The organism is Vibrio sp. SCP2 (assembly GCF_059295395.1).
Genome location: NZ_JCAFVV010000001.1, coordinates 1086866 through 1110257, shown reverse-complemented (window position 1 = coordinate 1110257; position 23392 = coordinate 1086866). Strand labels below are relative to the sequence as shown.

22 protein-coding genes are annotated in these 23392 nt (G+C 46.3%); 5 read left to right on the top strand and 17 right to left on the bottom strand.

Annotated features, from left to right (window positions below):
- Positions 1-48: 48 nt before the first annotated feature.
- From rpiA to AC5O63_RS05350, 7 genes are all read right to left on the bottom strand, one after another.
- Positions 49-753, bottom strand: coding sequence for a ribose-5-phosphate isomerase RpiA (gene rpiA, locus AC5O63_RS05380; protein ID WP_494504186.1), 705 nt, complete (start codon positions 751-753; stop codon positions 49-51).
- Positions 754-755: 2 nt separating this feature from the next.
- Complete coding sequence (gene tkt, locus AC5O63_RS05375) at positions 756-2750, bottom strand: transketolase (protein WP_494504185.1); 1995 nt, start codon at positions 2748-2750, stop codon at positions 756-758.
- An 11-nt stretch (positions 2751-2761) separates the two neighbouring features.
- Positions 2762-3715 (bottom strand): transaldolase, encoded by a 954-nt coding sequence (gene tal, locus AC5O63_RS05370; RefSeq protein ID WP_494504184.1) that lies wholly within the window; start codon positions 3713-3715, stop codon positions 2762-2764.
- Between the two features lie 4 nt (positions 3716-3719).
- Entirely contained in the window at positions 3720-4454 is a 735-nt protein-coding gene (locus AC5O63_RS05365; protein ID WP_004743018.1) for an HAD family hydrolase, read from the bottom strand.
- Between the two features lie 20 nt (positions 4455-4474).
- Entirely contained in the window at positions 4475-5632 is a 1158-nt protein-coding gene (locus AC5O63_RS05360; protein ID WP_494504183.1) for an iron-containing alcohol dehydrogenase, read from the bottom strand.
- A gap of 79 nt (positions 5633-5711) precedes the next feature.
- Entirely contained in the window at positions 5712-6428 is a 717-nt protein-coding gene (locus AC5O63_RS05355; protein WP_069668620.1) for a ribulose-phosphate 3-epimerase, read from the bottom strand.
- 9 nt (positions 6429-6437) lie between these two features.
- The gene (locus tag AC5O63_RS05350; RefSeq protein WP_494504575.1) at positions 6438-7280 is read right to left on the bottom strand and encodes an HAD family hydrolase; all 843 of its coding nucleotides are present in this window, start codon (positions 7278-7280) and stop codon (positions 6438-6440) included.
- Between the two features lie 214 nt (positions 7281-7494).
- Between AC5O63_RS05350 and ulaR the strand changes: the two genes are divergently transcribed.
- The gene (ulaR, locus tag AC5O63_RS05345) at positions 7495-8265 is read left to right on the top strand and encodes an HTH-type transcriptional regulator UlaR (protein ID WP_272787680.1); all 771 of its coding nucleotides are present in this window, start codon (positions 7495-7497) and stop codon (positions 8263-8265) included.
- 58 nt (positions 8266-8323) lie between these two features.
- Here the strand turns inward: ulaR and AC5O63_RS05340 are convergent, their stop codons facing one another.
- Positions 8324-8680 (bottom strand): YibL family ribosome-associated protein, encoded by a 357-nt coding sequence (locus tag AC5O63_RS05340; protein ID WP_004743013.1) that lies wholly within the window; start codon positions 8678-8680, stop codon positions 8324-8326.
- Positions 8681-8760: 80 nt separating this feature from the next.
- On the bottom strand, positions 8761-9402 hold the full coding sequence (locus tag AC5O63_RS05335; RefSeq protein WP_494504182.1) for a CatB-related O-acetyltransferase: 642 nt from the start codon (positions 9400-9402) through the stop codon (positions 8761-8763).
- Positions 9403-9620: 218 nt separating this feature from the next.
- Here AC5O63_RS05335 and AC5O63_RS05330 point away from each other — a divergent pair, with 218 nt between their 5' ends.
- From AC5O63_RS05330 to AC5O63_RS05320, 3 genes are all read left to right on the top strand, one after another.
- Entirely contained in the window at positions 9621-10394 is a 774-nt protein-coding gene (locus tag AC5O63_RS05330; protein ID WP_494504181.1) for a DUF4344 domain-containing metallopeptidase, read from the top strand.
- Positions 10395-10431: 37 nt separating this feature from the next.
- On the top strand, positions 10432-10818 hold the full coding sequence (locus tag AC5O63_RS05325; RefSeq protein WP_494504180.1) for a thiol-disulfide oxidoreductase DCC family protein: 387 nt from the start codon (positions 10432-10434) through the stop codon (positions 10816-10818).
- Positions 10819-11015: 197 nt separating this feature from the next.
- Positions 11016-12677: a methyl-accepting chemotaxis protein gene (locus AC5O63_RS05320; protein WP_494504179.1), complete on the top strand. Its 1662-nt coding sequence runs from the start codon at positions 11016-11018 to the stop codon at positions 12675-12677.
- A 64-nt stretch (positions 12678-12741) separates the two neighbouring features.
- Here AC5O63_RS05320 and gabT read toward each other — a convergent pair whose 3' ends face one another.
- The 8 genes from gabT to AC5O63_RS05280 all read right to left on the bottom strand — a co-directional run bounded on the left by gabT (position 12742) and on the right by AC5O63_RS05280 (position 21686).
- Positions 12742-14013 (bottom strand): 4-aminobutyrate--2-oxoglutarate transaminase, encoded by a 1272-nt coding sequence (gene gabT, locus AC5O63_RS05315; RefSeq protein ID WP_494504178.1) that lies wholly within the window; start codon positions 14011-14013, stop codon positions 12742-12744.
- A gap of 15 nt (positions 14014-14028) precedes the next feature.
- On the bottom strand, positions 14029-15456 hold the full coding sequence (locus AC5O63_RS05310; protein WP_494504177.1) for an NAD-dependent succinate-semialdehyde dehydrogenase: 1428 nt from the start codon (positions 15454-15456) through the stop codon (positions 14029-14031).
- Between the two features lie 72 nt (positions 15457-15528).
- Positions 15529-16611, bottom strand: a complete 1083-nt coding sequence (aguA, locus tag AC5O63_RS05305) for an agmatine deiminase (RefSeq protein ID WP_494504176.1) — start codon at positions 16609-16611, stop codon at positions 15529-15531.
- A 12-nt stretch (positions 16612-16623) separates the two neighbouring features.
- Complete coding sequence (gene aguB, locus AC5O63_RS05300) at positions 16624-17490, bottom strand: N-carbamoylputrescine amidase (protein WP_494504175.1); 867 nt, start codon at positions 17488-17490, stop codon at positions 16624-16626.
- Between the two features lie 45 nt (positions 17491-17535).
- A complete protein-coding gene (locus AC5O63_RS05295; protein ID WP_494504174.1) occupies positions 17536-18813 on the bottom strand; it encodes an NAD(P)/FAD-dependent oxidoreductase in 1278 nt (425 codons plus the stop codon).
- Positions 18814-18844: 31 nt separating this feature from the next.
- Positions 18845-20329 carry an aldehyde dehydrogenase gene (locus tag AC5O63_RS05290; RefSeq protein ID WP_494504173.1) on the bottom strand — a complete coding sequence of 495 codons (1485 nt, stop codon included), beginning with the start codon at positions 20327-20329 and terminating at the stop codon, positions 18845-18847.
- 36 nt (positions 20330-20365) lie between these two features.
- Positions 20366-20923, bottom strand: coding sequence for an HTH-type transcriptional regulator PuuR (gene puuR / locus AC5O63_RS05285; RefSeq protein ID WP_239855126.1), 558 nt, complete (start codon positions 20921-20923; stop codon positions 20366-20368).
- Positions 20924-20939: 16 nt separating this feature from the next.
- Positions 20940-21686, bottom strand: a complete 747-nt coding sequence (locus tag AC5O63_RS05280) for a gamma-glutamyl-gamma-aminobutyrate hydrolase family protein (protein ID WP_239855127.1) — start codon at positions 21684-21686, stop codon at positions 20940-20942.
- 344 nt (positions 21687-22030) lie between these two features.
- On the opposite strand from AC5O63_RS05280, the gene AC5O63_RS05275 reads away from it, so the two are divergent.
- Positions 22031-23374: a glutamine synthetase family protein gene (locus AC5O63_RS05275; RefSeq protein ID WP_494504172.1), complete on the top strand. Its 1344-nt coding sequence runs from the start codon at positions 22031-22033 to the stop codon at positions 23372-23374.
- Positions 23375-23392 lie beyond the last annotated feature (18 nt).

Here is a 23392-nt window from a genome sequence, read left to right as displayed (position 1 = left end):
AATTTATTTACTGTTGATAAAGATATAATTAGAGTTGTTACGCAAGTCTCAATTTCTCGCTAACCAGTGCACGCCACCCTGATCTGAAAACGCCATAAAATCCGCTTTCCTGCGAGCAAAAATGCCATTTTCGACCACGCCAGGAATGCTGTTTAACGCCGCTTCTGTTGATTCTGGCTCACTAAGATCAAGGCCTGAGCAGTCAAGGATGAGATTGCCGTTATCAGTGATGCAATTTTCTCGTCTGATAGGCGTTCCACCTAAGCTCTGCAAGGCGCGGCTAACGGCAGTCTCAGCGGCAGGCAACACTTCAATCGGCAGTGGAAATGCGCCTAATGTGAGTTTTAGTCGCCCGCTATCAGCGATGGTGATAAAGCTCATTGCCAATGTGGCGAGCACTTTTTCGCGTGCTAGGGCAGCGCCTCCACCTTTTACCGTCACGCCATTACTTAAGCCTTCATCAATGCCATCTACATAGACATCAATTCGCTCACATAAGCGGATAGGTTGCTCTGCTAATCCCGCTTCGCTTAATGCTTTACTCGAACGCTCCGAGCTTGAAACGCAGTGAGAAAACTCAGCGCCGCTTTGCTTGAGCAAGTGAATAAATATTTCAACCGTCGCTCCAGTGCCGATACCAATCACTGATGAAGGAGTCAGTACGCTCAATACTTGCTCTAAGGCCACTTTCGCAGCCTTAGTTCGCAGGCAATCTGAGCTTTGCATTTCAATAAAGCGCTGTGCCATGCCCATAATCACTGATCCAACAATGCGTTAGCTTTTGACACCACGTTGTCGACGGTAAAGCCATACATTTCAAATAGCTGCTCTGCTGGTGCCGATTCACCAAAGGTTGTCATACCGATGATGTCACCATTCAGGCCTGTGTACTTAAACCAGTAATCGGCAATACCCGCTTCAATCGCGATGCGTTTAGTGACAGAGCTCGGTAGTACCTTTTGACGATAGTCAGCACTTTGAGATTCGAACAAGTCTGTCGACGGCATTGAAACGACGCGGCAACGCACATTAGAGAGCGCCTGTTTCGCTTGCATTGCGAGTGTTACTTCAGAGCCTGTCGCAATCAAGATAAGATCTGGCTCACCAACACAATCAGACAAGATATAACCGCCTTTCGCGACATCGTTTAATGTGGCTTGATCACGTTCGAACTGAACCAGATTCTGACGCGAGAAAATCAGTGACGTAGGACCTTCTTTGCGCTCTATCGCCGACTTCCATGCCACCGCTGTTTCCACTTGGTCACAAGGGCGCCAAGTGCTCATATTCGGTGTTAAGCGCAGCGACGCGATTTGTTCTACAGGTTGATGCGTTGGGCCATCTTCACCTAAGCCAATCGAATCATGGGTATAGACGAAGATGCTGCGCTGCTTCATTAGCGCCGCCATACGCAGAGCGTTACGCGCATACTCCATAAACATCAAGAAGGTGCCACCATACGGGATAAATCCACCATGTAAGGCAATACCATTCATCATGGCAGACATGGCAAATTCGCGTACGCCGTAGCTTAGATAGTTACCCGACGCATCTTGAGCGCTAATCGCTTTTGAGCCAGACCAGTTAGTCAGGTTCGACGGGGTTAAGTCCGCAGAACCGCCCAAGAACTCAGGCAAATGTGCGCCAAAAGCTTCAAGCGCGTTTTGGGACGCTTTACGTGTCGCAATCGTGGCAGGGTTGGCTTGCAGCGTCGCAATCACATCTTGACTGATTTGCTGCCAGTTATCCGGTAAATCACCCTCGACTCTGCGCTTAAATTCTGCGGCTAGTTCAGGAAATGCTTGTTGATACTCGTTGAAGCGACTTTGCCATTGAGCTTCAGCATCTTTACCCGCCTCTTTGCCATCCCATTCAGCGTAGATTTCCGCCGGAATTTCAAATGGTGCATAGTCCCAACCTAAGTTAAGACGTACTAAGGCGACTTCATCATCACCAAGTGGTGCTCCATGGCAATCATGGCTGGCAGACTTGTTCGGCGAACCAAAACCAATGATTGTTTTGCAGCAAATTAGCGTCGGCTTGCCTGTTTCCTGCTGCGCTTCAACGATCGCTTGATGAATCGCCTCAGAATTATGTCCATCAACGTCAGAAATAACGTGCCAGCCATAAGCTTCAAAACGCTTCGGCGTATCGTCAGAGAACCAGCCATCCACTTCGCCATCAATGGAAATACCATTGTCATCCCAAAACGCAATCAACTTACCCAAGCCAAGCGTACCCGCGAGCGAACATGCCTCGTGGGAAATACCTTCCATCATGCAACCATCGCCCATAAACACATAAGTGAAGTGGTCCACAATGTCATGGCCAGGGCGGTTAAACTGCTCACCAAGCACCTTCTCAGCCAACGCCATGCCGACACCATTAGTAATGCCTTGACCTAAAGGACCTGTCGTCGTTTCAATACCCGGAGCATAACCATACTCAGGGTGGCCTGCCGTTTTGGCGTGTAACTGACGGAAAGATTTAATATCTTCCATCGTTAAGTCATAACCGCTTAGGTGCAATAAGCTGTAGATCAGCATTGAACCGTGACCATTGGACAAGATGAATCGATCGCGATCGGCCCAGTTCGGATTGGTCGGGTTGTGCTTTAAAAAGCTGCGCCACAAAACTTCGGCAATATCTGCCATACCCATTGGCGCGCCAGGGTGACCTGAGCCCGCTTTTTGCACCGCATCCATGCTTAGAACACGAATTGTATCTGCAAGTTTAGAACGTGAAATCATAGTCAAACTCCTTACAGACGCGCTTCAATCATGGCTTCTAGCTTGCCCTGATCGACCGCAAAATTGCGGATACCTTCAGACAGCTTCTCTGTTGCCATTGGATCTTGGTTCATTTCCCAGCGAAACTCAGCTTCAGTCATCGCAACAGGTGCTGATTTCACCTCATCGCGCGCAGCAAACAGTGTCGGTTCAACGTCACCCTCTTGCGCCGCCAATTGGTCTAGAATGGCTGGGCCAATGGTCAAGCGGTCACAACCCGCCAACGCTAGCACTTCTTCTGCATTGCGGAAGCTTGCGCCCATCACTACCGTGTTATAGCCGTGGTCTTTGTAGTAGTTATAGATTTTAGAAACTGACACAACGCCCGGATCTTCAAACGGTAGGTACTCTTTCTTATCGGTATTGGTTTTGTACCAATCGAGAATACGACCAACAAATGGTGAAATTAAGTAAGCACCTGCTTCGGCACATGCTTTTGCCTGCGCAAAGTTAAACAGCAAAGTTAGGTTACAGTTTATGCCCTCTTGTTCTAGCACTTGTGCCGCGCGAATGCCTTCCCAAGTGGAAGCTAGCTTGATCAAAATGCGCTCTTTCTCAATGCCTGCTTCTTGGTACATGGCAATCAACTTGCGTGCTTTTACAAGGCTCGCTTGTTTATCAAAAGATAAGCGTGCATCGACTTCCGTTGAAATACGTCCCGGTACAGTTTTTAGAATTTCGACGCCAATATTGACTGCCAACTTGTCACTTGCGTCAATCACCTGTTGCGCTTTGTCAGCACTTTGTTGCTGCGCCCATGCAACAGCATCAACAATCAAATGATCGTACTGAGGCATTTCTGCCGCTTTAAGGACGAGCGATGGGTTAGTCGTTGCATCTTGAGGCTGAAAGGCAGCAATAGCATCAATGTCACCGGTATCGGCGACAACGGTGGTGTATTTTTTCAGTTGTTGTAATTTGTTCATGGTTCTATCTCGATAAATGTTCAATCAAATTTGCTAGCGATAACTGGCTCATAGACGACAACACCACATTGGCGTGCGACACATCCAAATGCCGGGTTAACAGGTTGGTTACCGCAACCGTAGAAATATCTGCTGATCGAGCCGCTGTGACTCCGGGTGGAGAGTCTTCAAAGGCAATGGCTTGATGGGCAGAGACTCCCAATTTAGCGAGGCTAGTTAGATACACATCAGGACATGGTTTTCTTCGCTGAGGCGAGATTTCTTCTGCGCCAGTGAAGCAGTCGAAGTAACCGTCTAGCCCTAGTCGTTGTAAGATTGGCATGTAGTGCTCGCGCTCCGAACTTGTTGCCAACGCAAGCTTAAGCCGCTTTTGTTTGGCAAAATTAAGATAGTCGCGTACACCCTCACGCTCTGGTATGGATTCGATTTTTTGATAGGCAAGTTCTAACACTTGCTCGCGAATTTGCTGATCGGAATAGGTCAGACCGGAATGACGGCGATAAAGATGATAAAGGGCGGTTGCTGGCGCTGAGCTCCCAACTAGTCCAGCAACCTGGAGAGGCGAAACGTCAACACCGTATGGCTTCATCAAAGCTTCCCAAGCTCTGAACATACAGCTTTCCGTATCGACTAAAAGACCATCGAAGTCAAATATCAGTGCTTGAAAACGACCACAACTCATGTCCTCTCTTTCCACATTCGTCTGGTTTGTTTTTGTCACACTCATTTTGCCTTCCATGCTCTAAACTCCTATTTTCTTTATGCTAAGCTGGCATGAAGAATCGACTTCATCTCTTCACCCGTCGTCAATGGCAAGTCAAAGCAGAATGCTGGCTCTAATGCCTCGACATCTTGCTTACTTACCCCAACTTGCGTAAGGTTTGACTCCAAGCCAATGTCTTGTAAGAAACTCACCAAGTGACCTGCCAAAGATTGCGCTTTCTCTTCAGTGCTTCCCACGGCACCAAACAGTTCGGCAACTTGTGCATATCGCTCTGGCTGCTTACGCCATTGCAGTTGGACATAGGCGGGATAAACAACCGCTAATGTCAGACCATGTGGCAAATTGGTTTTCTGGCTGCCGAGAATCTCACCCAGTGGATGAGGAGCCCCTGCGCCGCCATTAGCTAGCGAAATACCACCTAATGTATCAGCCGTGGCAAGCTCGCAGCGACCTTGAATATCAGAGCCGTCTGCCACCACTTTTGGTAAGTTATCCACCACCAGCTTCATTGCACGCAACGCAAGTTGGTCAACAAATGGCGAAGGTCGAGTGCCCGTGAATGATTCAAACGCATGTGAAAACGCATCAAAGCCAGTCATCGCAGTCATTCTCGGTGGAAGTGTTAGCATTAACTCTGGGTCAATCACTGCTTCAACCGGGAAAAACTGCGGATGGAAAAGTGTCAACTTAGCGTGCTGTTCTACGTCAGTAATCACCGCTGCTTGAGTGACCTGAGAGCCAGTACCTGAAGTTGTTGGCACCGCAATTAACGGCACAACCGAGGCTGGTAGGGCTGCAATGTCACCAAATGGAGAGTCATAGGTGTTAAACCAATGCGTCCAATCGATGTCAGGTGCTTTGATGGTTGCGGCGATGATTTTCGCAGTATCAATTGATGAGCCGCCGCCCACCGCAAGCACGACATCACACTCCGCCGCTTGAGCAACTTGACGGCCTAATTCGACAACCGTGGTTGGAGGGTTAGGAACCACACCATCAAAGTGTGTCACTGTAATCCCTTCACTTGCCAACAGCGCAAAGATGCGATCATAAGCAGGTTTGACGGCATCAAAGATCGGCTCTGAGACAACAAGGCAGCGTTTCCCGTACTGAGCGACTAGCTGACCAATTTTTGAAATTTCACCCGCGCCAAACAGTAATTTGGTCGGCTGATAATGTTGAAATTGTGTCATGATAAAATCCTTGGTAGAGGTGCCAAGCCGGAGCATATCGGGGGAACATCAGCCCGGCACCAAATTCTTTAACGGGCAATTAAGCCGGTTCTACTTCAGCTGCGACGTTTTTCTCTGCTTGGTCCAATGCAGCACGGAAGTCATGCACACCTGCTGTAATACCTTTCTCATGACCAAAGATATTGGTTGAAGCAACCATCACGTCGATGTCTTCTTTCAGCAGAGCTTCTAGGTTGTGGTTACGGATACCGCCATCGACACACAATTCACAATTAGGGTTACGTTCGTTAATAAGCTGGCGAGCTTCACGAATCATTTCGATTGCTGATTCACGCCATAACCACTCATCGTTGTTCACACCGTGAATAACAATGTGCAAGCGATCTAGGTAGTAAATGGCTTCTTTAACGAAAGAAACAGGGGTGAAACAACCGACAGTCAAACCAAATTTCATGTTGTAGTCGCGGCAGTACTTCATCATGTACGCGAGTGGTGCGCCCAGAAAGTTTTCTGCTGGAAGGATAAGCATGTCTGCCCCTGCCGCTGCGATTTTTTCAACGAATAGACGATCACAATCTTTAAAGTACGCATGTACTTCAATTGGCTTGTCAGTGTACTGACGAATACCTTCAACAATTTGATGCCCGCCCATTAGCTGCATATTTTTTAAATCATGCATATCTGCTGCATCACAGTGGATGTAGTCTGCACCTGCATCTGAAACTTCTTTTACGATGTCAGCCATATGACCGTAATCAACGTGCGCTAGACCTGCAGCAATTTTTACTTTTTTCATGAGATTTCCTTAGTAGCTAAATGAGTGTTGGCATGTGTGTTGGCCTTCACGAACGATCAGTCGTAAATACTGGCCAATGCCGCAACCGTTGTTATCTGTGATAATGAGATTCGCGATTCCTCGAAGTGCCGGACTCGCATTGTCCATCGCAACGGGTTCACCGACGGCTTTAAACAACTCGATGTCGTTGTCTCCGTCGCCAAATGCGATGGTTTGAATTGGATTTAAATTGTTGTTTGTGAGCCACTTCAGTGCAGAGTGACCTTTGTTGGCACCGATAGCGGTAATGTCCAACTTATTCGGAGCCGATAAATCGGCTTGCAGTGTGTGTTGTAGTGCGCTTCTCAACTCGCTTAGCGCCTGTTTGTCACTGCTCGAAACCAGCACTTTATAGACATCCCCACATCTTTCTTGCAGTTGATGTAGCGATGGAATGACTTCCATATTAACCTTCACGCCCAAGCTGCTAGCTTGCGCCTCAAGACCATTGAAATGCTCAGAAGGCTTAGCGCTGAAGATGCCTCTCTTAGTGTAAAGAGTGAAATCAAAGTGACCGAGGTTCAGTGTGGCAAGCAGCTCTGAGAGTTGTTTTTTTTCAAAGGGCTTAGCATCAACAATTGCTCTCTTGTTCATGTCATAGTGGTATGCGCCGTTGCAACAGATCATCGCCGTGGAAATGCCAAGCTGCTCGGCATAAGGCAGCATCAAATCATGTGGACGCCCACTCGCCAACGTCACCACTATCCCCTCTTTCTGTGCTTGTTGAATCGCTTCAACATTGTTCACACTGATCTGGTTGCGATCATTTAGTAGGGTTCCATCTAAATCAATAATCACAGCTTGATAGTTCACTTTGGCCTCCGTTGACTCTTTGTGACGCAACATGAATATAAACCGTCAAAATCAGTCATGTAAAGTCAATTATGACTTTTTATGACGCTTAATTTGCTAAAGATCACAAAATAACGTCATTTAAAGTTCAAAGCACGTCAAGTTAAAATTTAAATTGCTCAAAACGTCAAAATCGGTCAAAATAGTTCAAAATAAAAATCAGGATGTAACAGATATGAATGAAGCCCAACGTCATAGAAGGTTGTTAGACTATTTAGAAAGCCATACTTTTATTACCACCAACGATTACGTCGCTATGTTGGATATTTCTCTTTCTACGGCGCGTCGAGATATCACTAAGCTTGCTGAAGACGGGAAACTGAAGAAGATTCGTAACGGTGCTGAAACACTGCGATCAGACACTGGCACTCACCACACTCCTTCCAGCTTTATTCCCCATGAAGGTGATATTGAAAATGTTGAAGCAAAAAAACGAATCGCTCATGCGGCGGCACAGCTTTGTGATGAGCATGACAGTATTATTGTTAGTGGCAGTAACTCAACGTTTCTAATGGGTCAGTATTTAGCGGGGCGTGATGTTCAAGTTGTGACTAACTTTATGCCGTTAGCTCACAGCCTGATCACACAAGATCATCAGAGCATCATTATTCTCGGAGGACAGTACCTGCCAGAGCGTCAAATCACCATCTCGCCTGATGAAGAAGCATCGGATGATCACAAAAGTCGCTTTGTGTTCTTCACTGGAACTGGCGTCACTGCAGCAGGAATCCATACCTCAGATTTGCTAGTGTATATGGCAGAGAAAAAACTCTTAGAGTATGGCGCTCGTTTGATTGCTCTCGTCGATGGAAGCAAAATTGGTAAACATGGCGGTAAGCTACTGGCGACGACAAACCAGCTAGATACCTTAATTACCGATGAAGCGGCAGACGGTACCGTTCTAGACTCACTGCGCAATCAAGGCGTTAATGTCGTTGTCGTGTAAATCTCACAGACACAAAAAAAGCGCCATTGCGGCGCTTTTTTAAAATCTCAAATCCCGATTAGAATTTTTTCGGTGCGTAACCTGTCATCACTTTAAGCTGCAGCTCTTTACCCAGCTTGGTCATTGGGTGAACCACTACTAATCCCTTAACCGACTTCTTCAACTTACCCATATCCGCTTGCTCTGCTTTGGTAATCTCGCGAGAAAATGGCATATCCAACAAGCTCTTACGCTCTTTATTCATATCGTAACTCTGCTTATGCTTCATAGAGTTCGCTTTTTTCGTTAGCTTGTCGATATCGTTGGTAAATTTAGTGATCATTTCTTGGTCACCACGGCCTTTGGCTGCCTCTAGTTTACGTTTGCAGTTATCTAGACGGTTGTGGATGTTTTGTAGTTCTTGCTTAAGGCTCATGGTTACACTCTTATAGAAACGGAAAAGGGCGGCGAGTGTAGCACAAGCCCACTCACTGCCCTAATTATAATCATTCAAATCTACTTGTCGTGCTTTTGATCGTACTGATTTACCGCACCTTCAAGCATTCCAAAATCAGCTTGGGTCAAATAACTTTGCAGTGCCGAGAACTTCTCTTCCGACCATTGATAGATTTCCATCGCAAGCAGCTTTGTTATCTTCTCTGGCTCAAATCGATACTTGATGTGCTTGGCCGGATTACCACCAACCATCGCATAAGGCTCGACATCTTTAGTCACCACGCTATTAGCAGCGATAACCGCACCTTCACCAATGGTTACACCTGGCATGATCATCGCTCTCATGCCAATCCAAACCCCATCATGAATGATTGTGTCACCTTTACTTTGATACGAGCGCTCGACATCTTCGAGAAATGGGTACAGACAAAACCAATCGACACTATGGTTATGGTTGCCCCCCATTAAGATAACCGCTTCAGCCGCGATACAAACATAATCGCCGATATAAAGCTGGTCTATCTCCCATCTCGGCTCCCATTGTCTGCTTACCTCATCCCCATGTAAGTAGCGGACAACGGACTCTTCAAACCCATTGTCCCAACAATCACTGTAGTAGCTGTGGGTGCCTTTTATATGGATGTTCTCGTTACTGACAACTTCGTGAAGTAACTGAAATTTAGACCAATGTTTTTTAGTCATGACAAATTCCTTTGATTAATTGAGTTTGCCACGGAACGAATTTTCGTGGCGTTGTTTACACGTTCAAACTAAACAACGCCATTTGCACTCTAGGTTGCTTTAATAATGGTTGAGTTTTCATATTAAGACTCCTTTGTGCGTGAACTATAAGCCAAAGCTTAGAATTTGTGTCAGTATTAAGTGAGTTTATTGATGTAAAAGAACAATAAGGAATGTTTATGCTTTTGCGCCTAGTGCTGCTGCCAATGCTCGCTTTCTCAACTCACGCTTTTTCCGCTTCAGATAACATCACCATCCGTTATCTTCAGCCGGATAGTAGCGCGGAAGTTAAGTTGAAATCACAGATTGAGCAAAGTGGTGTTAATCAAACTCTCATTGATCTCTCAGACGACCTGTTTCCTTTTAACAAAACGCTCACCGTAGAGTATGGCAGCGAAGATGGACCACTGTACGATCCGGAAAAACATGTTGTACAGATGCCATATCACTTTTACCAAGAGGCATTGGACTACTTCAAAAAGAATAAATATGACGAAAAGTACGGGAAGTCAGCCGAACTTGGGGCGATGGATACGGTGCTTCACACCTTGCTTCATGAAGCTGGGCACGCCTATATTGCCGATCAGAACATCCCTATTTTAGGCAAAGAAGAAGACGCCGTAGACAATTTTGCCGCAGTGATGATGATTGAGTATGTAGAGAACGGCGAAGATGCTGCCATTAGCGCTGCGGATATGTTTGCTTTTGAGTCAGAAGATAAACCCGATTACTATGAGTTTGGCGAGTACATTGATGAACACAGCTTCGACTTGCAACGCTATTTTTCAACGCTTTGTTTAGTCTATGGTAGCAATCCAGAAAAACATCAGAACTTACTCGATGAAGTGGAAAATGACTACCTTACTGATCGTAAAGACTTCTGTGTATTCCAATACCAGAACATCGCCCAGAATTGGCACAACTACTTAAATGTAGAAGTGGTTGATCAATAAGTTAGAGAACGTCGTAGAAAGCTAAAAAGGAGCCCATATGCCAACACTCACTCTCTTCTACGACGGTCACTGCCCACTTTGCGTTAAAGAAATGAACAAACTCAAAGGATACGACACTTATAGTCAACTGCTTCTCGTCGATACACATTCACCTATGTTCGACGACTATCCTAATATTGATGCACAAAAAGCCGCAAAAATATTGCACGCAATAGACGATAAAGACACGCTACTTTTAGGGCTCGACGCCATTCACTGCGCATGGAAGCTAGTTGGAAAAGGCTGGCTTTACGCTCCACTCAGATGGCCATTGATTAGACCCATTGCAGACTGGGCTTACATTAAATTCGCCAACAATCGATACCAGATCTCTAAGTTATTGACCGGAAAGGCTAAGTGCGACAACGGTCAATGTTTTCGCTAGATTCTACTAACGTCTAACTCATAAGACCTATAAACCCTTCAAGAATCACAGCCATTTGCCGATAAATTGGCTAACCTTATATTTATAAACTTTTGGTCTATAAGCATGATTCCAATAACCAAGCTCTCTGCTTAGACAGCAAATATTACGTTTGTTTCTGGGTAGAGAAGCCATTATTACTAAAACAGGATGTTTGTATGAGTCTTACTATTCGTAGCCGCCTCTACATTTTGGCACTGGTCCCGCTGCTAGTCATTGCATTAGGTATGCTGAGTTTTACCTATATGAAAACCACTGAGCTAAATCAGCAGCAAATAGAAGTTACCCGCACTAACATGATGAACATGAAAAAAGCGGAACTTCGAAACTACCTACAAATGGCTAAATCTGCCGTTCAACCTTTCCTCGACCAAGGAGCAAGCTTAGAAGAAGCCTACCCTACTTTAAAAACACTTGAGTATGGCAAAACAGGTTATGTGTTTGGCTACGACTCTAAAGGTATCCGTCGTGTCCAAGGTAGCAGCGAAAAAGGGATTGGTGAAAGCTACTGGAATCTGCAAGATAAGCAAGGCAACTATCTCATTCAGGATCTTATTCGCAACGCTAAAACGGGCGAGTTCACCACCTATTATTTCCCTAAGCCCGGAGAAACGGTCGCTCTACCTAAGCTGAGCTACTCGATCTTTATCCCTGAATGGGATCTGATGATAGGGACAGGTTTCTATACCGATGACATTGATGCGATTATCGCTGAAATGGAAAATGCCACCACCAGCGCACTGCAAACCACACTTTCAGCCATTATTGTGTTCTGTTTGGTGATTGCAGGTATCGTTGCTGTCTTCGCTGTCGCAGTGAACCGCACCATCATGAAACCACTTGAAATGTTTGATGAGTCGATTAGCTCGTTCGCGAGCGGTGACGCAGATTTAACCGCGCGTATGGATGACTTCAAAGCCCCTGAATTCTCCCAACTAAGTAAGAACTTCAATGCCTTTGTTGCAAGCCTGCAAACCATTATCAGTAGCGTGAGTAATGTGGGACAACAAGTAGTTTCCGAGACCAACAACATGTCGCTGCGCGCTGCAAAAGTTGATGAACTAGCAACAGGGCAACGTGAAGAAACAGAGCAAGTTGCAACCGCGATGACAGAAATGACAACAACCGCTGGTGAAATTTCAAACAACGCTAGCCAAGCTGCAGATTCTGCCAAAGAAGCTGACGACAACGCTAAAGAAGCGCAAGGTATTGTTAACTCAGCAGCTCAGTCTGTTGAAGCTTTAGCAGAAGAAGTCTCGCAAGCAAGTGGCGTAATTTCTCGCTTAGAGGGTGACGTGCAAAACATTTCGTCTTCTCTTGAGGTGATTCAAGATATTGCCGAACAAACTAACCTGCTAGCACTGAACGCAGCGATTGAGGCAGCTCGTGCAGGCGAACAAGGTCGCGGCTTTGCTGTCGTTGCTGATGAAGTACGTAAGCTAGCAAGTCGCACACAAGACAGTACTGGTGAAATCCATAAGATGATTGAGCAGCTAAAAGCCGCCTCTGATGATGCAGTAAAAGCCATGGAATCAAGTCAGAGACGTGGCGCTAGCACAGTGGAAGAAGCCAATGCCGCGGCTCAAGCTCTGATCCAAATCCAAGAATCTATCGGCACTATCATGGATATGAACTCGCTGATTGCAACCGCGACAGAAGAACAGAGCTTAGTTGGTCAAGAAATCTCACAACGTATTGTGGTGATCTCTGATCAAAGTTCTCAATCGGCAGAACTGGCGAATGAAAACCGCTCAGGCAGCCAAGAGCTCAACCATAGAGCGAACGAACTCTACGAGCTGGTTGACCGCTTTACCGTTTAAAAAAAACCACAAAAAACGCCCTAAACCAAACGGTTAGGGCGTTTTTATTTTCTAGACCAAGTTGTTACGCTAGTTCTAAGATGATCTTCTCTAGTTTATCTAAACCTTCATTGAGCACTTCTGACTCAATCGTTAACGGAGGTAGCAGGCGAATGACGTTAGCTTTGACACCACATGAAAGCAAAATCAAACCGTTTTCTTGCGCCTTACCAATCACTGCCTTAGTCAGATCTTGTAACGGCTTACCTGTTTCAGGGCAGGTAAACTCAATCGCCATCATTGCACCTGTGGTTCGAACCTCGCCAATAGCAGGAACCGATTTTTGCAGCTGCGTCATGCGAGTATTTACCACTTCGCCAATGCCCATCGCTTTGGCGCAAAGGTCGTCTTCTTCAATGATTTTCAGCACTTCTAGGCCGGCAACACAACCTAACGGTGACCCTGCGTATGTACCACCTAGGCCGCCCGGCAGTGCTGAATCCATCACTTCCGCTTTACCGACCACAGCAGAGATTGGGAAACCACCGGCAATCCCTTTCGCCATCGTCATCATGTCTGGCTCAATACCAAGATATTCCGTCGCGAACATCTTGCCAGTGCGCGCAAAGCCAGTTTGAATTTCGTCTGCGATGAGCATGATGCCGTGCTTATCACACAGCTCTCGTAGCCCTTGTGCAAACGCTGGCGGAGCTTGGTAGAAGCCACCTTCACCTTGTACAGGCTCAAAGATAATAGCCGCAACGCGTGACGCCTCGATATCACAGGCAAACAAGTCCTCTAGTGACTGTAGGCTTTGCTCGACGCTAATGCCGTGGAATGCATTGGGGTAAGGGGCATGAAAAATCTCATTCGGAAACGGTCCAAATCCGGCTTTGTAAGGGGCTATTTTTCCGGTTAGGCCCATGGTCATATTAGTACGTCCATGGAAACCACCTTTAAAGGCAATAACGCCACTGCGACCCGTATGCGCGCGCGCAACTTTAACGGCGTTTTCGACCGCTTCTGCCCCCGTTGTCAGAAATATCGCTTTCTTATCTGACTCACCCGGCGCAAGTTGGGTCAGCTTTTCAGCCAATTCCACAAATGACGCGTATGGCGTGACCATAGCGCAAGTATGGGAGAAATTATCAAGCTGAGCTTTAACGGCTTCACTAATACGCTTGTTAGAGTGGCCAGTGTTTGTCACCGCAATTCCGGCAGCAAAGTCGATGTATTTGTTGCCTTCAATATCCCAGACGTGCGCGTTTTCAGCCTTTTCCACATACAGTGGGTAAAGCGCTCCCATACCCTGAGCAATAACCTGACTTCTTCGTTGATGTAGTTGTTGGTTTGTCATTGATTTGTCCTTAATTTAGTTGCCGCCAAAGCAGAGATATTTCACGTCCATGTACTCTTCGATACCTTGTTTTGCTCCTTCGCGCCCAATACCGGACTGTTTAACACCACCAAAAGGAGCAACTTCGGTTGAGATCATGCCTTCATTAATGCCCACCATGCCGTACTGAAGCGCTTCTGCGATCTTCCAAACACGGTGGATATTCTGACTATAAAAATAAGACGCTAAGCCATAGATGGTGTCATTCGCCATCTCGATCAGCTGCTCATCATCATCAAATGCAATCACTGGAGCGACAGGACCAAAGATCTCTTGTGACACTATCTTCATGTCGTGAGTCACCTCTTTTAACACCACAGGCTGCATAAACAGACCATCGAGATTCTTCAGTGGCGAAACAGGTTTGGCGCCTTGTTCAATCGCCCCATCTATCAGAGCTTGGATGTTCTGTTTTGCGACTTCACTAATGACGGGGCCAATAGTGACACCAGACTCTAGGCCATTACCCACCTTGAGCTTTTGTACTTCGGCATCAAACTTGGCAACAAACTGGTCGTAAACCTTACTGTGAACATAAAAACGGTTAGCACAGACACAAGTTTGACCTGCATTGCGGAATTTAGAAGCCATGGCTCCGGCGACCGCTGCATCAATATCAGCATCATCAAATACGATAAATGGCGCATTGCCCCCGAGCTCCATTGAAGTACGCTTAATATCGTGCGCACTTTGCTGCATTAAGATGCTACCGACTTTGGTTGAGCCAGTGAAAGAAAGCTTTCGAATTAACGGATGCGAAGTAAAAATCGCCCCCACCTGCTTAGAGTCTGTGCCAAGGACCACTTGCAACACATCGCGAGGAATGCCTGCTTGATAAGCGAGCTCTGCGACTGCAAACGCAGATAACGGAGTCGCTTCCGATGGCTTAACCACGAAGCTACAACCAGCAGCCAAAGCAGGTCCAGCTTTGCGAGTTATCATTGCAATTGGAAAGTTCCAAGGGGTGATTGCACAAGCTACGCCAATCGGCTGTTTGATTGTTACTAAGCGCTTATCACCACTCGGCGCTGGAATGGTCTCGCCATAAGTGCGCTTCGCCTCTTCAGCAAACCATTCAATAAAGCTCGCACCGTAAAGCACCTCACCTTGTGCTTCAGCAAAGGGTTTACCTTGTTCGAGCGTCATTAACCGACCGAGGTCTTCTTTGTTCTCTAGCAGCAACTGATTCCATCGTTGCAAAAGTTGAGAGCGCACTTTAGCAGGCTTCGCTGCCCACTCTTTTTGCGCGACGCTTGCACGTTCGATTCCATCAAGAATAGCTTGTTCCGACGCTATTGGCGCGTAGCCTAATACCTCTCCGGTTGCGGGGTTAGATACCGCAATGCCTTGTTCTTCATCCGACACCATAAACGAAAGAAGCGTTTGATTTTTAATATGTTGCATGGTGATTCCTTATGACAGCTTGACTGGCCACTGACTTAAAGTGGCAAATTATTTAGATCTTAAGAGCGCTTGTTATGCTGGGATTTGCTGCGTTATACAGTGAATATTCCCGCCGCCAAGCAGTACTTCTCTTGACGGTATACCGATGATTTGATGCTCAGGCATCGCCGCTTGCAAAATCTCTATTGCTTGCGCGTCGGTTCTATCATCAAGTAGCGGCAAAAATACATAGCCATTTACGATAAGAAAGTTTGCATAAGAAGCGCTTAAACGCTCCCCTGCTAAGCGATTCATACCGTCACTGGCGTCAATTCCTTTGGCTTCACTAACACTGTAGTGCAGTGGACCCGGCAAAGGTAAACGTATCACTTCGATTTCTCTGCCTTGGGCGTCCTTTTGCCCTTTGAGTACGCCTTCCGCCTGACGAGACAAAGCATACTGCGGGTCGCTTGGATCATCCGTCCAACTCAATACTACCTTGCCCGGCGCAATGACGTGCAGCAAGTTGTCGATATGACCGTCTGTTTCATCGTTAAACAAGCCGTTAGGTAGCCAAATCACTTTCTCGATATTGAGGTACTGTTTGAGCTCAACCTCAATCTGACTTTGACTCAACTGAGGGTTTCTGCCAGGGCTAAGCAAACACTCTTCGGTAGTGTATAAAGTGCCTTGCCCATCAGTGTGGATGGCTCCCCCCTCTAACACAAACGGAGCGCGATAATGGTCAATGCCGATAATGTCGCATACCGAGCTTGCCACTAAGTCGTCCTGCTGCCAGTTTTGGTACAAGCCGTTATAGTCTCCGCCCCATGCATTGAATCGCCAGCTGATTCCGCGCTTATCCCCTTTGTCATTGACAACGATAGTTGGGCCAATATCTCGCATCCAAGCATCATTGAACGGGATTTCCACCAGCCTGACATCCGAATGTAGTAACTCACGGGCGTGATCAAATTGCTTAGAGCTAACCGCTACACACACTTTGGTCACTTCAGATATCGCATTGGCGATCAGCGCAAAGGTTTTCTGGGCAGGTAACGCCCCTTCACGCCAGTTGTCAGCCCGTTCAGGCCACGCCAGCCACACTTCACTAACCGGCTGAAATTCAGCAGGAAAGTAAAAGCCGTCTTGAGCGGGTGTTGTTGATAGTTGCATTTTAACGCCCCTTTAAACAGCCAGCTTTCCAACGCTAGTGTATAGGTCAGGTCTGCGGTCTCGGAATAGCCCCCATGAGTGACGAGCCTTCGCCGTTTCTGCGAGATCGATCTCTGCGTAGATAATCGCTTCGCCTTCTCTTGGCGCTTCCGCTAACTTGCCGCCGGTATGGTCGGTAATAAACGAGGAGCCATAAAACGTGGTTTCAATACCATCGTCGACTTCTGTGCCAACACGGTTAGAAGCAATTACAGGAACGAGGTTAGCCGCAGAGTGACCTTGCATGGTGCGTTGCCAGTGATCTCGGGAATCCAATGTCGGATCTTGCGGTTCACTGCCAATCGCTGTTGGATAAAAAATAGCTTCCGCGCCGTGAAGAGCCAAACTGCGCGCAAGCTCGGGAAACCATTGATCCCAACAAATACCTGCACCGAATTTGCCAAACTTTGTTTGCCAAACCTTAAAGCCAGTATCGCCTGGGCTGAAATAGTATTTCTCACTGTAGCCCGGACCATCAGGAATATGGGATTTACGGTAATTATCTAATACCGAGCCATCTGCGTCGATCATCACCAGTGAATTGAAAAAGGTGTTGCCTGCTTTTTCAAAGTAGCTGACAGGGATAACCACACCAAGTTCTTTCGCTAGCTCACTCATCTCTTTGATCAAACGACAGTTTTGAGTCTCTTCGGCGAGCTCAAAATACTTCGCTTCCTGCTTTTTACAAAAGTAAGGAGCAGCAAAAAGCTCTTGCGGCAAAATCACATTAGCACCGTTGTTTGCAGCTTCACGAATGGCACTCTTGGCTTTATTGAGGTTATCTTCCAGATCCCAACTCTTTGTTAGCTGTAGAGCGGCAAACTTTACGACTTTACTCATTGAATCTTCCTTTTATATCAATCTGGATAAGTGAATGTCTCGGCATTAAATAGCCAGTTTATCTCTTAGGTTGTAATACGCGGCTCCAATCGCAGTGAACGGAATTTGGAAGTGGCGTCCACCCGGGAAGGCGTAGTGCTTAAGCGCAGCAAACGCATCAAAACGTTCTGCATGCCCGGTTAAAGCCTCGGCAAGCAATTTACCTGCAAGGTGAGTACAGGTGACGCCATGACCACTATAACCTTGAAGATAGTAGATGTTGTCGGCAAACGAACCAAACTGAGGCATACGTGAGTAGGTCAGAAGGAAGTTACCCGTCCAAGTGTAATCAATTTGAATTCCCTTTAACTGCGGGAAAACGGTTTCCAACTTAGGGCGAATCAAGGCTTCGACATTTTCTGGATCACGCGCGCCATAGACCACACCACCACCGAACAGTAAGCGCTTGTCTGCACTAAGTCGGAAGTAATCAAGCAAGTAATTACAATCTTCGACACAATAATCGCTTGGTAGAATGTGTTTGAGCTGTTCCTCGCTAAGCGGCTGTGTCGCTACAACCTGAGTCCCACACGGAATCGCTTTGTTGCTGATGTTAGGTGCAAGACCACCAAGATAGGCATTGCCTGCCAAAACCAGATATTTCGCTTTCACGCTACCGTGTTCAGTTTTAGCTACTGGGTTAGCGCCCTTTTCAATTGCAGTGACGGCTGATTGTTCAAATATTTGACCGCCCAGTGAGCAAAACGCAGCCGCTTCACCTAGCGCTAATTTGAGTGGATGAATATGTCCGCCGCGCTTATCTAATAAGCCTCCGGTGTACACTTTAGTGCCGACCGCTCGCTCAACCTCAGAAGCATCCAGCATAGACAACTGATCATTGCCATAGCGTTCCCAGTTCTTCTTATGCTCTTCTAGACCTTTAAGTTGCTTAGTATTGAGCGCCGTAAACAATCCACCCTGTTTAAAGTCACAATCAATACTGTGCTTATCAATCAGGCCGCGAATAATATCGCCACCTTCAAAAATCATGTCACATAGCGCTTTAGCCTGATGTTGGTCGTAACGGCTTTCAATCACATCAACATCTCGGCTGTAGCTGTTGACGATCTGGCCGCCGTTACGACCGGTTGCACCAAAGCCCACTTTTGCACTTTCTAAAACGACCACTTTGAAGCCTTTTTCAGCTAAATGGAGAGCGGAAGAGAGTCCTGAGAAACCAGCGCCGACGACACACACATCGCACTCAATATTGTCTTGAAGTTGTGGATACTCTGGCATGTTGGGTACAGAGTGGGCGTAGAACGAATCCGTATGCTTATTCATAGCGATATTCCTTTATTTGTCGTCAGCAGGCTTAAGGGTGAAGACGAATCCAAGTCGTCTTAGTTTCAGTGAACTTCTCTAGCGCATGCAAAGACTTATCTCTGCCATTGCCACTCATTTTGAAGCCACCAAATGGGACTGTCATATCCCCTTCGTTATAGTTATTAACCCATACCGAACCAGCTTGAAGCTGCTTCGCTACACGGTGAACTCGATTGATATTGCTACTCCAAAGCGCAGCCCCTAACCCATACTGAGAGTCGTTAGCGATAGCGATTGCCTCTTGCTCATTTTTAAATGAAATAACACACAGAACAGGGCCAAAGATCTCTTCCTGAGCAACTCGCATTTGGTTTTCGACGTTGTCGAGTATGGTCGGCTCAACGAAAGCGCCAACGCCATCCACATCTCCACCGCAGCGCAGTGTCGCGCCTTCGGACTGGCCCAGTGCAATGTAATCAAGCACTTTAGACTTATGCTCTTGGTCGATAAGCGCGCCCATCGAAGAAGAGACATCAAGTGGATCTTTAGGCATAAATGACTGAGCCGCTGAGATCACTTTATCCACAAATCTGTCTTTGATGCTTTCATGGACTAGCAGACGTGTTGCGGCAACGCACACTTCGCCTTGATTGTAGAAGCAACCACCCGCCGTCTCTGCGGCTGCGCGATCTAAATCATCACAGTCTTCAAATACAATGTTGGCGTTCTTACCACCAGCTTCAGCGAAAACACGCTTTAAATTGGTTTCACCAGAACTCACCATTAACTGGCCAGCAATACGAGTAGAACCTGTGAAAGTGATACAATCGACATCTAGGTGTCTTGCTAATGCTTCACCCGCTTCGTGACCAAAGCCCGTAATGACTTGGAATACACCATTAGGGAGGCCAGCTTGCGCGGCGAGTTGACCTAGATAGATAGCAGTTAGGGATGATTTTTCGGAAGGTTTAAGAATCACGCTATTGCCTGCAGCGAGCGCCGGGCCTAACTTCCAACAAGCAATCCACAACGGGAAATTCCACGGCACAACAGCAGCGACAACGCCAATCGCTTGATGAGAAACAAATGCATGGACGTCTTTTTCTGTCGGTGCAACTTCACCATACACTTTATCGACCGCTTCCGCGTACCAGCGCAGCGCACTTGCCGCGCCCGGTATATCAGTCGAGTAACTGTGTGAGATCGGCTTACCAGTATCGAGCGTCTCAAGCAGTGCGAGCAGTTCTCTATGTTGCTCGATAAGATCAGCAAATTGGTTGAGTATCGCTTTACGATGAGATGGGGCAGACTCACTCCATTGACCTGATTGGAATGCCTGTCGAGCGCATTTAACCGCAAGATCCACATCTTCACTTTGGCAACGAGCGATTTCAGTTAAGGTTTCATCCGTTGCTGGGTTCACTACCTTTAGCGTTAAGCCGCTTTTTGCGCTGCTGTACTCACCATTGATGTAGGCCCGATTTTCGATGTTGAGATTGTTCTTTAGTTCAATCCATTGCTCTTGGGTTTTCATACGCTCTCCTTGTTATCACAACAAGGCAAGGCCCACTTAGAATGTGGTTGGCGTATGCGCGCTTATCATTCGACAAGCCTTGTCTGTGTGATTTGTAAACTTATGCGGTTGTGTCGTATCTATGATGTACGACTCACCTTGTTTGATAACGTAAGACTGACCTTGATATTCAAGAGTGATCTCTCCCTCTAAAATAGTGCCAATCTCTTCGCCTTCATGTTTTATTTCTGCCGCTCCGGTCGTGCCATGAGGGGCGTACTCTTCAATCAAAAAGCCAATTACCTGATCTTTACTGCCGTTGGTCACTAGCTTCATCGAAACCGACTCGCTGCCCATTTCAACTAATTCTTCAGGTGTAACGACAACCTTAACCTCATCACTTTGTGGCTTTTCAAAAGTGAAAAACTCCGAGAGTGACAAAGAAAAAACGTTCACTATTTTTTGCAACGAACTGACTGACGGACTCACCTTGCCATTCTCAATAGAAGAGATAGCGCTATGTGTAATGCCAGCTCGCTCGGCTAATTCTCGTTGTGACAATCCATGTTGTTTTCTTAACTGAACAATATTTTTACCAATCTGTTGATTGTCCATTCATGCAGCTCCTAACTTAGAGAGAGGCTGCCATCATAAATTCTTTAAACAAAATTTGGGAGAAATGATTGTTTTTCGCTTGCCATTCTGGATGCCACTGCACGCCAAAGAAGAATTTGTGATCTGGCAGGCTAAAGGCCTCAATTAACCCATCTGGCGCTTTCGCTTCGACTTGCAGTTGAGAAGCCAGTCGATCGACACCTTGGTTGTGCAGTGTATTCACTTCGAAAAGTGACGTTGTTTCCCAGTGATTCTTGATAAGCCATTGTTCAAACTTGCTTTGTTTCTGAACCAATACCGCATGAGCGGGGGAATATTTTTCCGCAAAATCTTCAACAGGGCTTTCTCTGTGATCATTGAAGCCAGATTCATGTACCGCTGGATTTAAAGTCCCACCAAGCGCCACATTCATCTCTTGGAAACCTCGGCATATCCCTAAGCATGGAATGTCTTTATCAACGGCCAAGCGCAGTAAACTGAGAGAAAGTTCATCTCGTGTTTCATCCATCTTCTCTTCATGGTGGTCGCCGTTATAACGAGAAGGAGCAACATTGGAGTGACTGCCTGGAAACAAAAATCCATCGCAAAGCTCACACAGGGATTCGAGTTCTTCACGTTCCATGCTCGGGGCTAAAATAACCGGCAAGCCACCAAAGTCTTTCACTGCTTTGAGGTAAAAGTCATTCACCGCTTGAATTTGATAACCACTCAACTCTTTTGCGCAGCTCACAACGCCAATGATTGGTTTGCTTGATTTAGACATTGATGCTTCCGTGTTCGATTTATTTAACATTCACACTACAAACCATGTACAAAATTATCAACACGGATGTTCGAAATTATGACCAAATCGTGACCAAAGCCACTTTTTTGGTCAAAAAAAAGACAATTTACGTTCATTATATTGAGCAAAACACCATCAGCTGTTACAAAATAGTTAACAAAACAACCCTGCAACACGATGCCAATTAATAGTTATGGTTATTTAAGTTGCTGTATATAAAGAAAATAATTGAATGAGCACCTATCAAAGGCCTTTTTGTGTGACTCAATTGTTAATTTAAGAATTTAAGCTCGCCGTTCGTCAGGCTATTTGGAGAACAAAAAATGGAATCGTACTTACAGGAAGTTAAAAATTTTAGACAACAATGGCCTAATATAGAATTTGTTGATCTCATCTTTACTGATATCAACGCAACGCCGAGAGGAAAGCGGATTCCTATATCGGCTTTAGACAAGCTCAATAAAGGTGTCGCCTTACCTCTGTCAACAATTACCCTTGATACCAAAGGCAATGTTGTCGAGTCAGCGGGGTTAGGTGAAGATCTCGGTGAGCCTGACAATATCTGTTTTCCTATTCACGACACGCTCATGCCAACCGCTAAGCAAGATGTCGGACAGTTACTGCTAAGCATGATGGACGAAACAGGTGCCTCCCCAAGCCCACTATTTATCCGCAATATTGTGTCTGACATGTTGGAAAGGCTTCACGCTAACAATCAATATCCATGTGTCGCATTAGAACTTGAGTTCTATCTGATCGATAAAAAACGTGGTGAACAAGGTGAGCTGCTTACCGCAATCAACCCGACCAAGAAAACGCGGGAGAAAGATACTGAAGTGTACGATCTAGATGGCCTAGATGATTACGCTGAGTTTCTTGCCGATCTCAACAAAGTAGCGAAAGAACAGGGATTGAATACGTCAGGTGCTTTATCAGAATCAGCGCCTGGTCAGTTCGAAATCAACTTCAACCACTCTAAGGATGTGCTTAGAGTATGTGATGAAATTGTCATCGCTAAACGCCTTATTCGCCAAGTCGCCCATCGACATGGATTCGACGCCACCTTTATGGCTAAGCCATTCGGTGATCAAGCTGGCAACGGCATGCACATTCACTTGAGCTTGGTCGATGAAGCTGGCAACAACCACTTTAGTCATCAAGATGGCAGTGCTAGTAATCTCTTTTATCAAACCATGGCCGCGATGCTTGCTCAAACATCCGATTCTATGGCTTTGATTTGTCCTAACGTCAACTCTTACCGCCGTTTTGTCCCCGGAGCTTACGTTCCAACCAAAGCAGACTGGGGTGAGAACCATCGTGGTGTCGCGTTACGTGTTCCTATCAGTGATAGCAAAAATCGCCGTATCGAACATCGTATCGCAGGGGCTGACGTTAACCCTTATATTCTCGCTGCAGTAGTACTTTCCGCAGTATTAGCGAGTGAAAACTATACCAAAGAACAATGTCCTTCTTCTCTTAGTGATGATGCAATTGACTTGCCGCTGCGCATGTCAGAAGCGCTGGACCAACTGGAACACAGTGAGCTGGCTCAGTACATTTCTAAAGAATTTATCGATTTGTATCTAGCTTGCAAACGGAGTGAACTCGCAGAGTTTGAGCGTGCTATCACCCCAATGGAAATCGACTGGATGTTGCACTCAGCATAAACAAAGGAAATACAGGTT

Excerpts from the sequence above, each read along its gene's own strand:
- rpiA (WP_494504186.1), bottom strand. The coding sequence starts at position 753 with ATGGGCATGGCACAGCGCTTTATTGAAATGCAAAGCTCAGATTGCCTG.
- tkt (WP_494504185.1), bottom strand. The coding sequence starts at position 2,750 with ATGATTTCACGTTCTAAACTTGCAGATACAATTCGTGTTCTAAGCATG.
- tal (WP_494504184.1), bottom strand. The coding sequence starts at position 3,715 with ATGAACAAATTACAACAACTGAAAAAATACACCACCGTTGTCGCCGAT.
- AC5O63_RS05365 (WP_004743018.1), bottom strand. The coding sequence starts at position 4,454 with ATGGAAGGCAAAATGAGTGTGACAAAAACAAACCAGACGAATGTGGAA.
- AC5O63_RS05360 (WP_494504183.1), bottom strand. The coding sequence starts at position 5,632 with ATGACACAATTTCAACATTATCAGCCGACCAAATTACTGTTTGGCGCG.
- AC5O63_RS05355 (WP_069668620.1), bottom strand. The coding sequence starts at position 6,428 with ATGAAAAAAGTAAAAATTGCTGCAGGTCTAGCGCACGTTGATTACGGT.
- ulaR (WP_272787680.1), top strand. The coding sequence starts at position 7,495 with ATGAATGAAGCCCAACGTCATAGAAGGTTGTTAGACTATTTAGAAAGC.
- AC5O63_RS05340 (WP_004743013.1), bottom strand. The coding sequence starts at position 8,680 with ATGAGCCTTAAGCAAGAACTACAAAACATCCACAACCGTCTAGATAAC.
- AC5O63_RS05335 (WP_494504182.1), bottom strand. The coding sequence starts at position 9,402 with ATGACTAAAAAACATTGGTCTAAATTTCAGTTACTTCACGAAGTTGTC.
- AC5O63_RS05330 (WP_494504181.1), top strand. The coding sequence starts at position 9,621 with ATGCTTTTGCGCCTAGTGCTGCTGCCAATGCTCGCTTTCTCAACTCAC.
- AC5O63_RS05325 (WP_494504180.1), top strand. The coding sequence starts at position 10,432 with ATGCCAACACTCACTCTCTTCTACGACGGTCACTGCCCACTTTGCGTT.
- AC5O63_RS05320 (WP_494504179.1), top strand. The coding sequence starts at position 11,016 with ATGAGTCTTACTATTCGTAGCCGCCTCTACATTTTGGCACTGGTCCCG.
- gabT (WP_494504178.1), bottom strand. The coding sequence starts at position 14,013 with ATGACAAACCAACAACTACATCAACGAAGAAGTCAGGTTATTGCTCAG.
- AC5O63_RS05310 (WP_494504177.1), bottom strand. The coding sequence starts at position 15,456 with ATGCAACATATTAAAAATCAAACGCTTCTTTCGTTTATGGTGTCGGAT.
- aguA (WP_494504176.1), bottom strand. The coding sequence starts at position 16,611 with ATGCAACTATCAACAACACCCGCTCAAGACGGCTTTTACTTTCCTGCT.
- aguB (WP_494504175.1), bottom strand. The coding sequence starts at position 17,490 with ATGAGTAAAGTCGTAAAGTTTGCCGCTCTACAGCTAACAAAGAGTTGG.
- AC5O63_RS05295 (WP_494504174.1), bottom strand. The coding sequence starts at position 18,813 with ATGAATAAGCATACGGATTCGTTCTACGCCCACTCTGTACCCAACATG.
- AC5O63_RS05290 (WP_494504173.1), bottom strand. The coding sequence starts at position 20,329 with ATGAAAACCCAAGAGCAATGGATTGAACTAAAGAACAATCTCAACATC.
- puuR (WP_239855126.1), bottom strand. The coding sequence starts at position 20,923 with ATGGACAATCAACAGATTGGTAAAAATATTGTTCAGTTAAGAAAACAA.
- AC5O63_RS05280 (WP_239855127.1), bottom strand. The coding sequence starts at position 21,686 with ATGTCTAAATCAAGCAAACCAATCATTGGCGTTGTGAGCTGCGCAAAA.
- AC5O63_RS05275 (WP_494504172.1), top strand. The coding sequence starts at position 22,031 with ATGGAATCGTACTTACAGGAAGTTAAAAATTTTAGACAACAATGGCCT.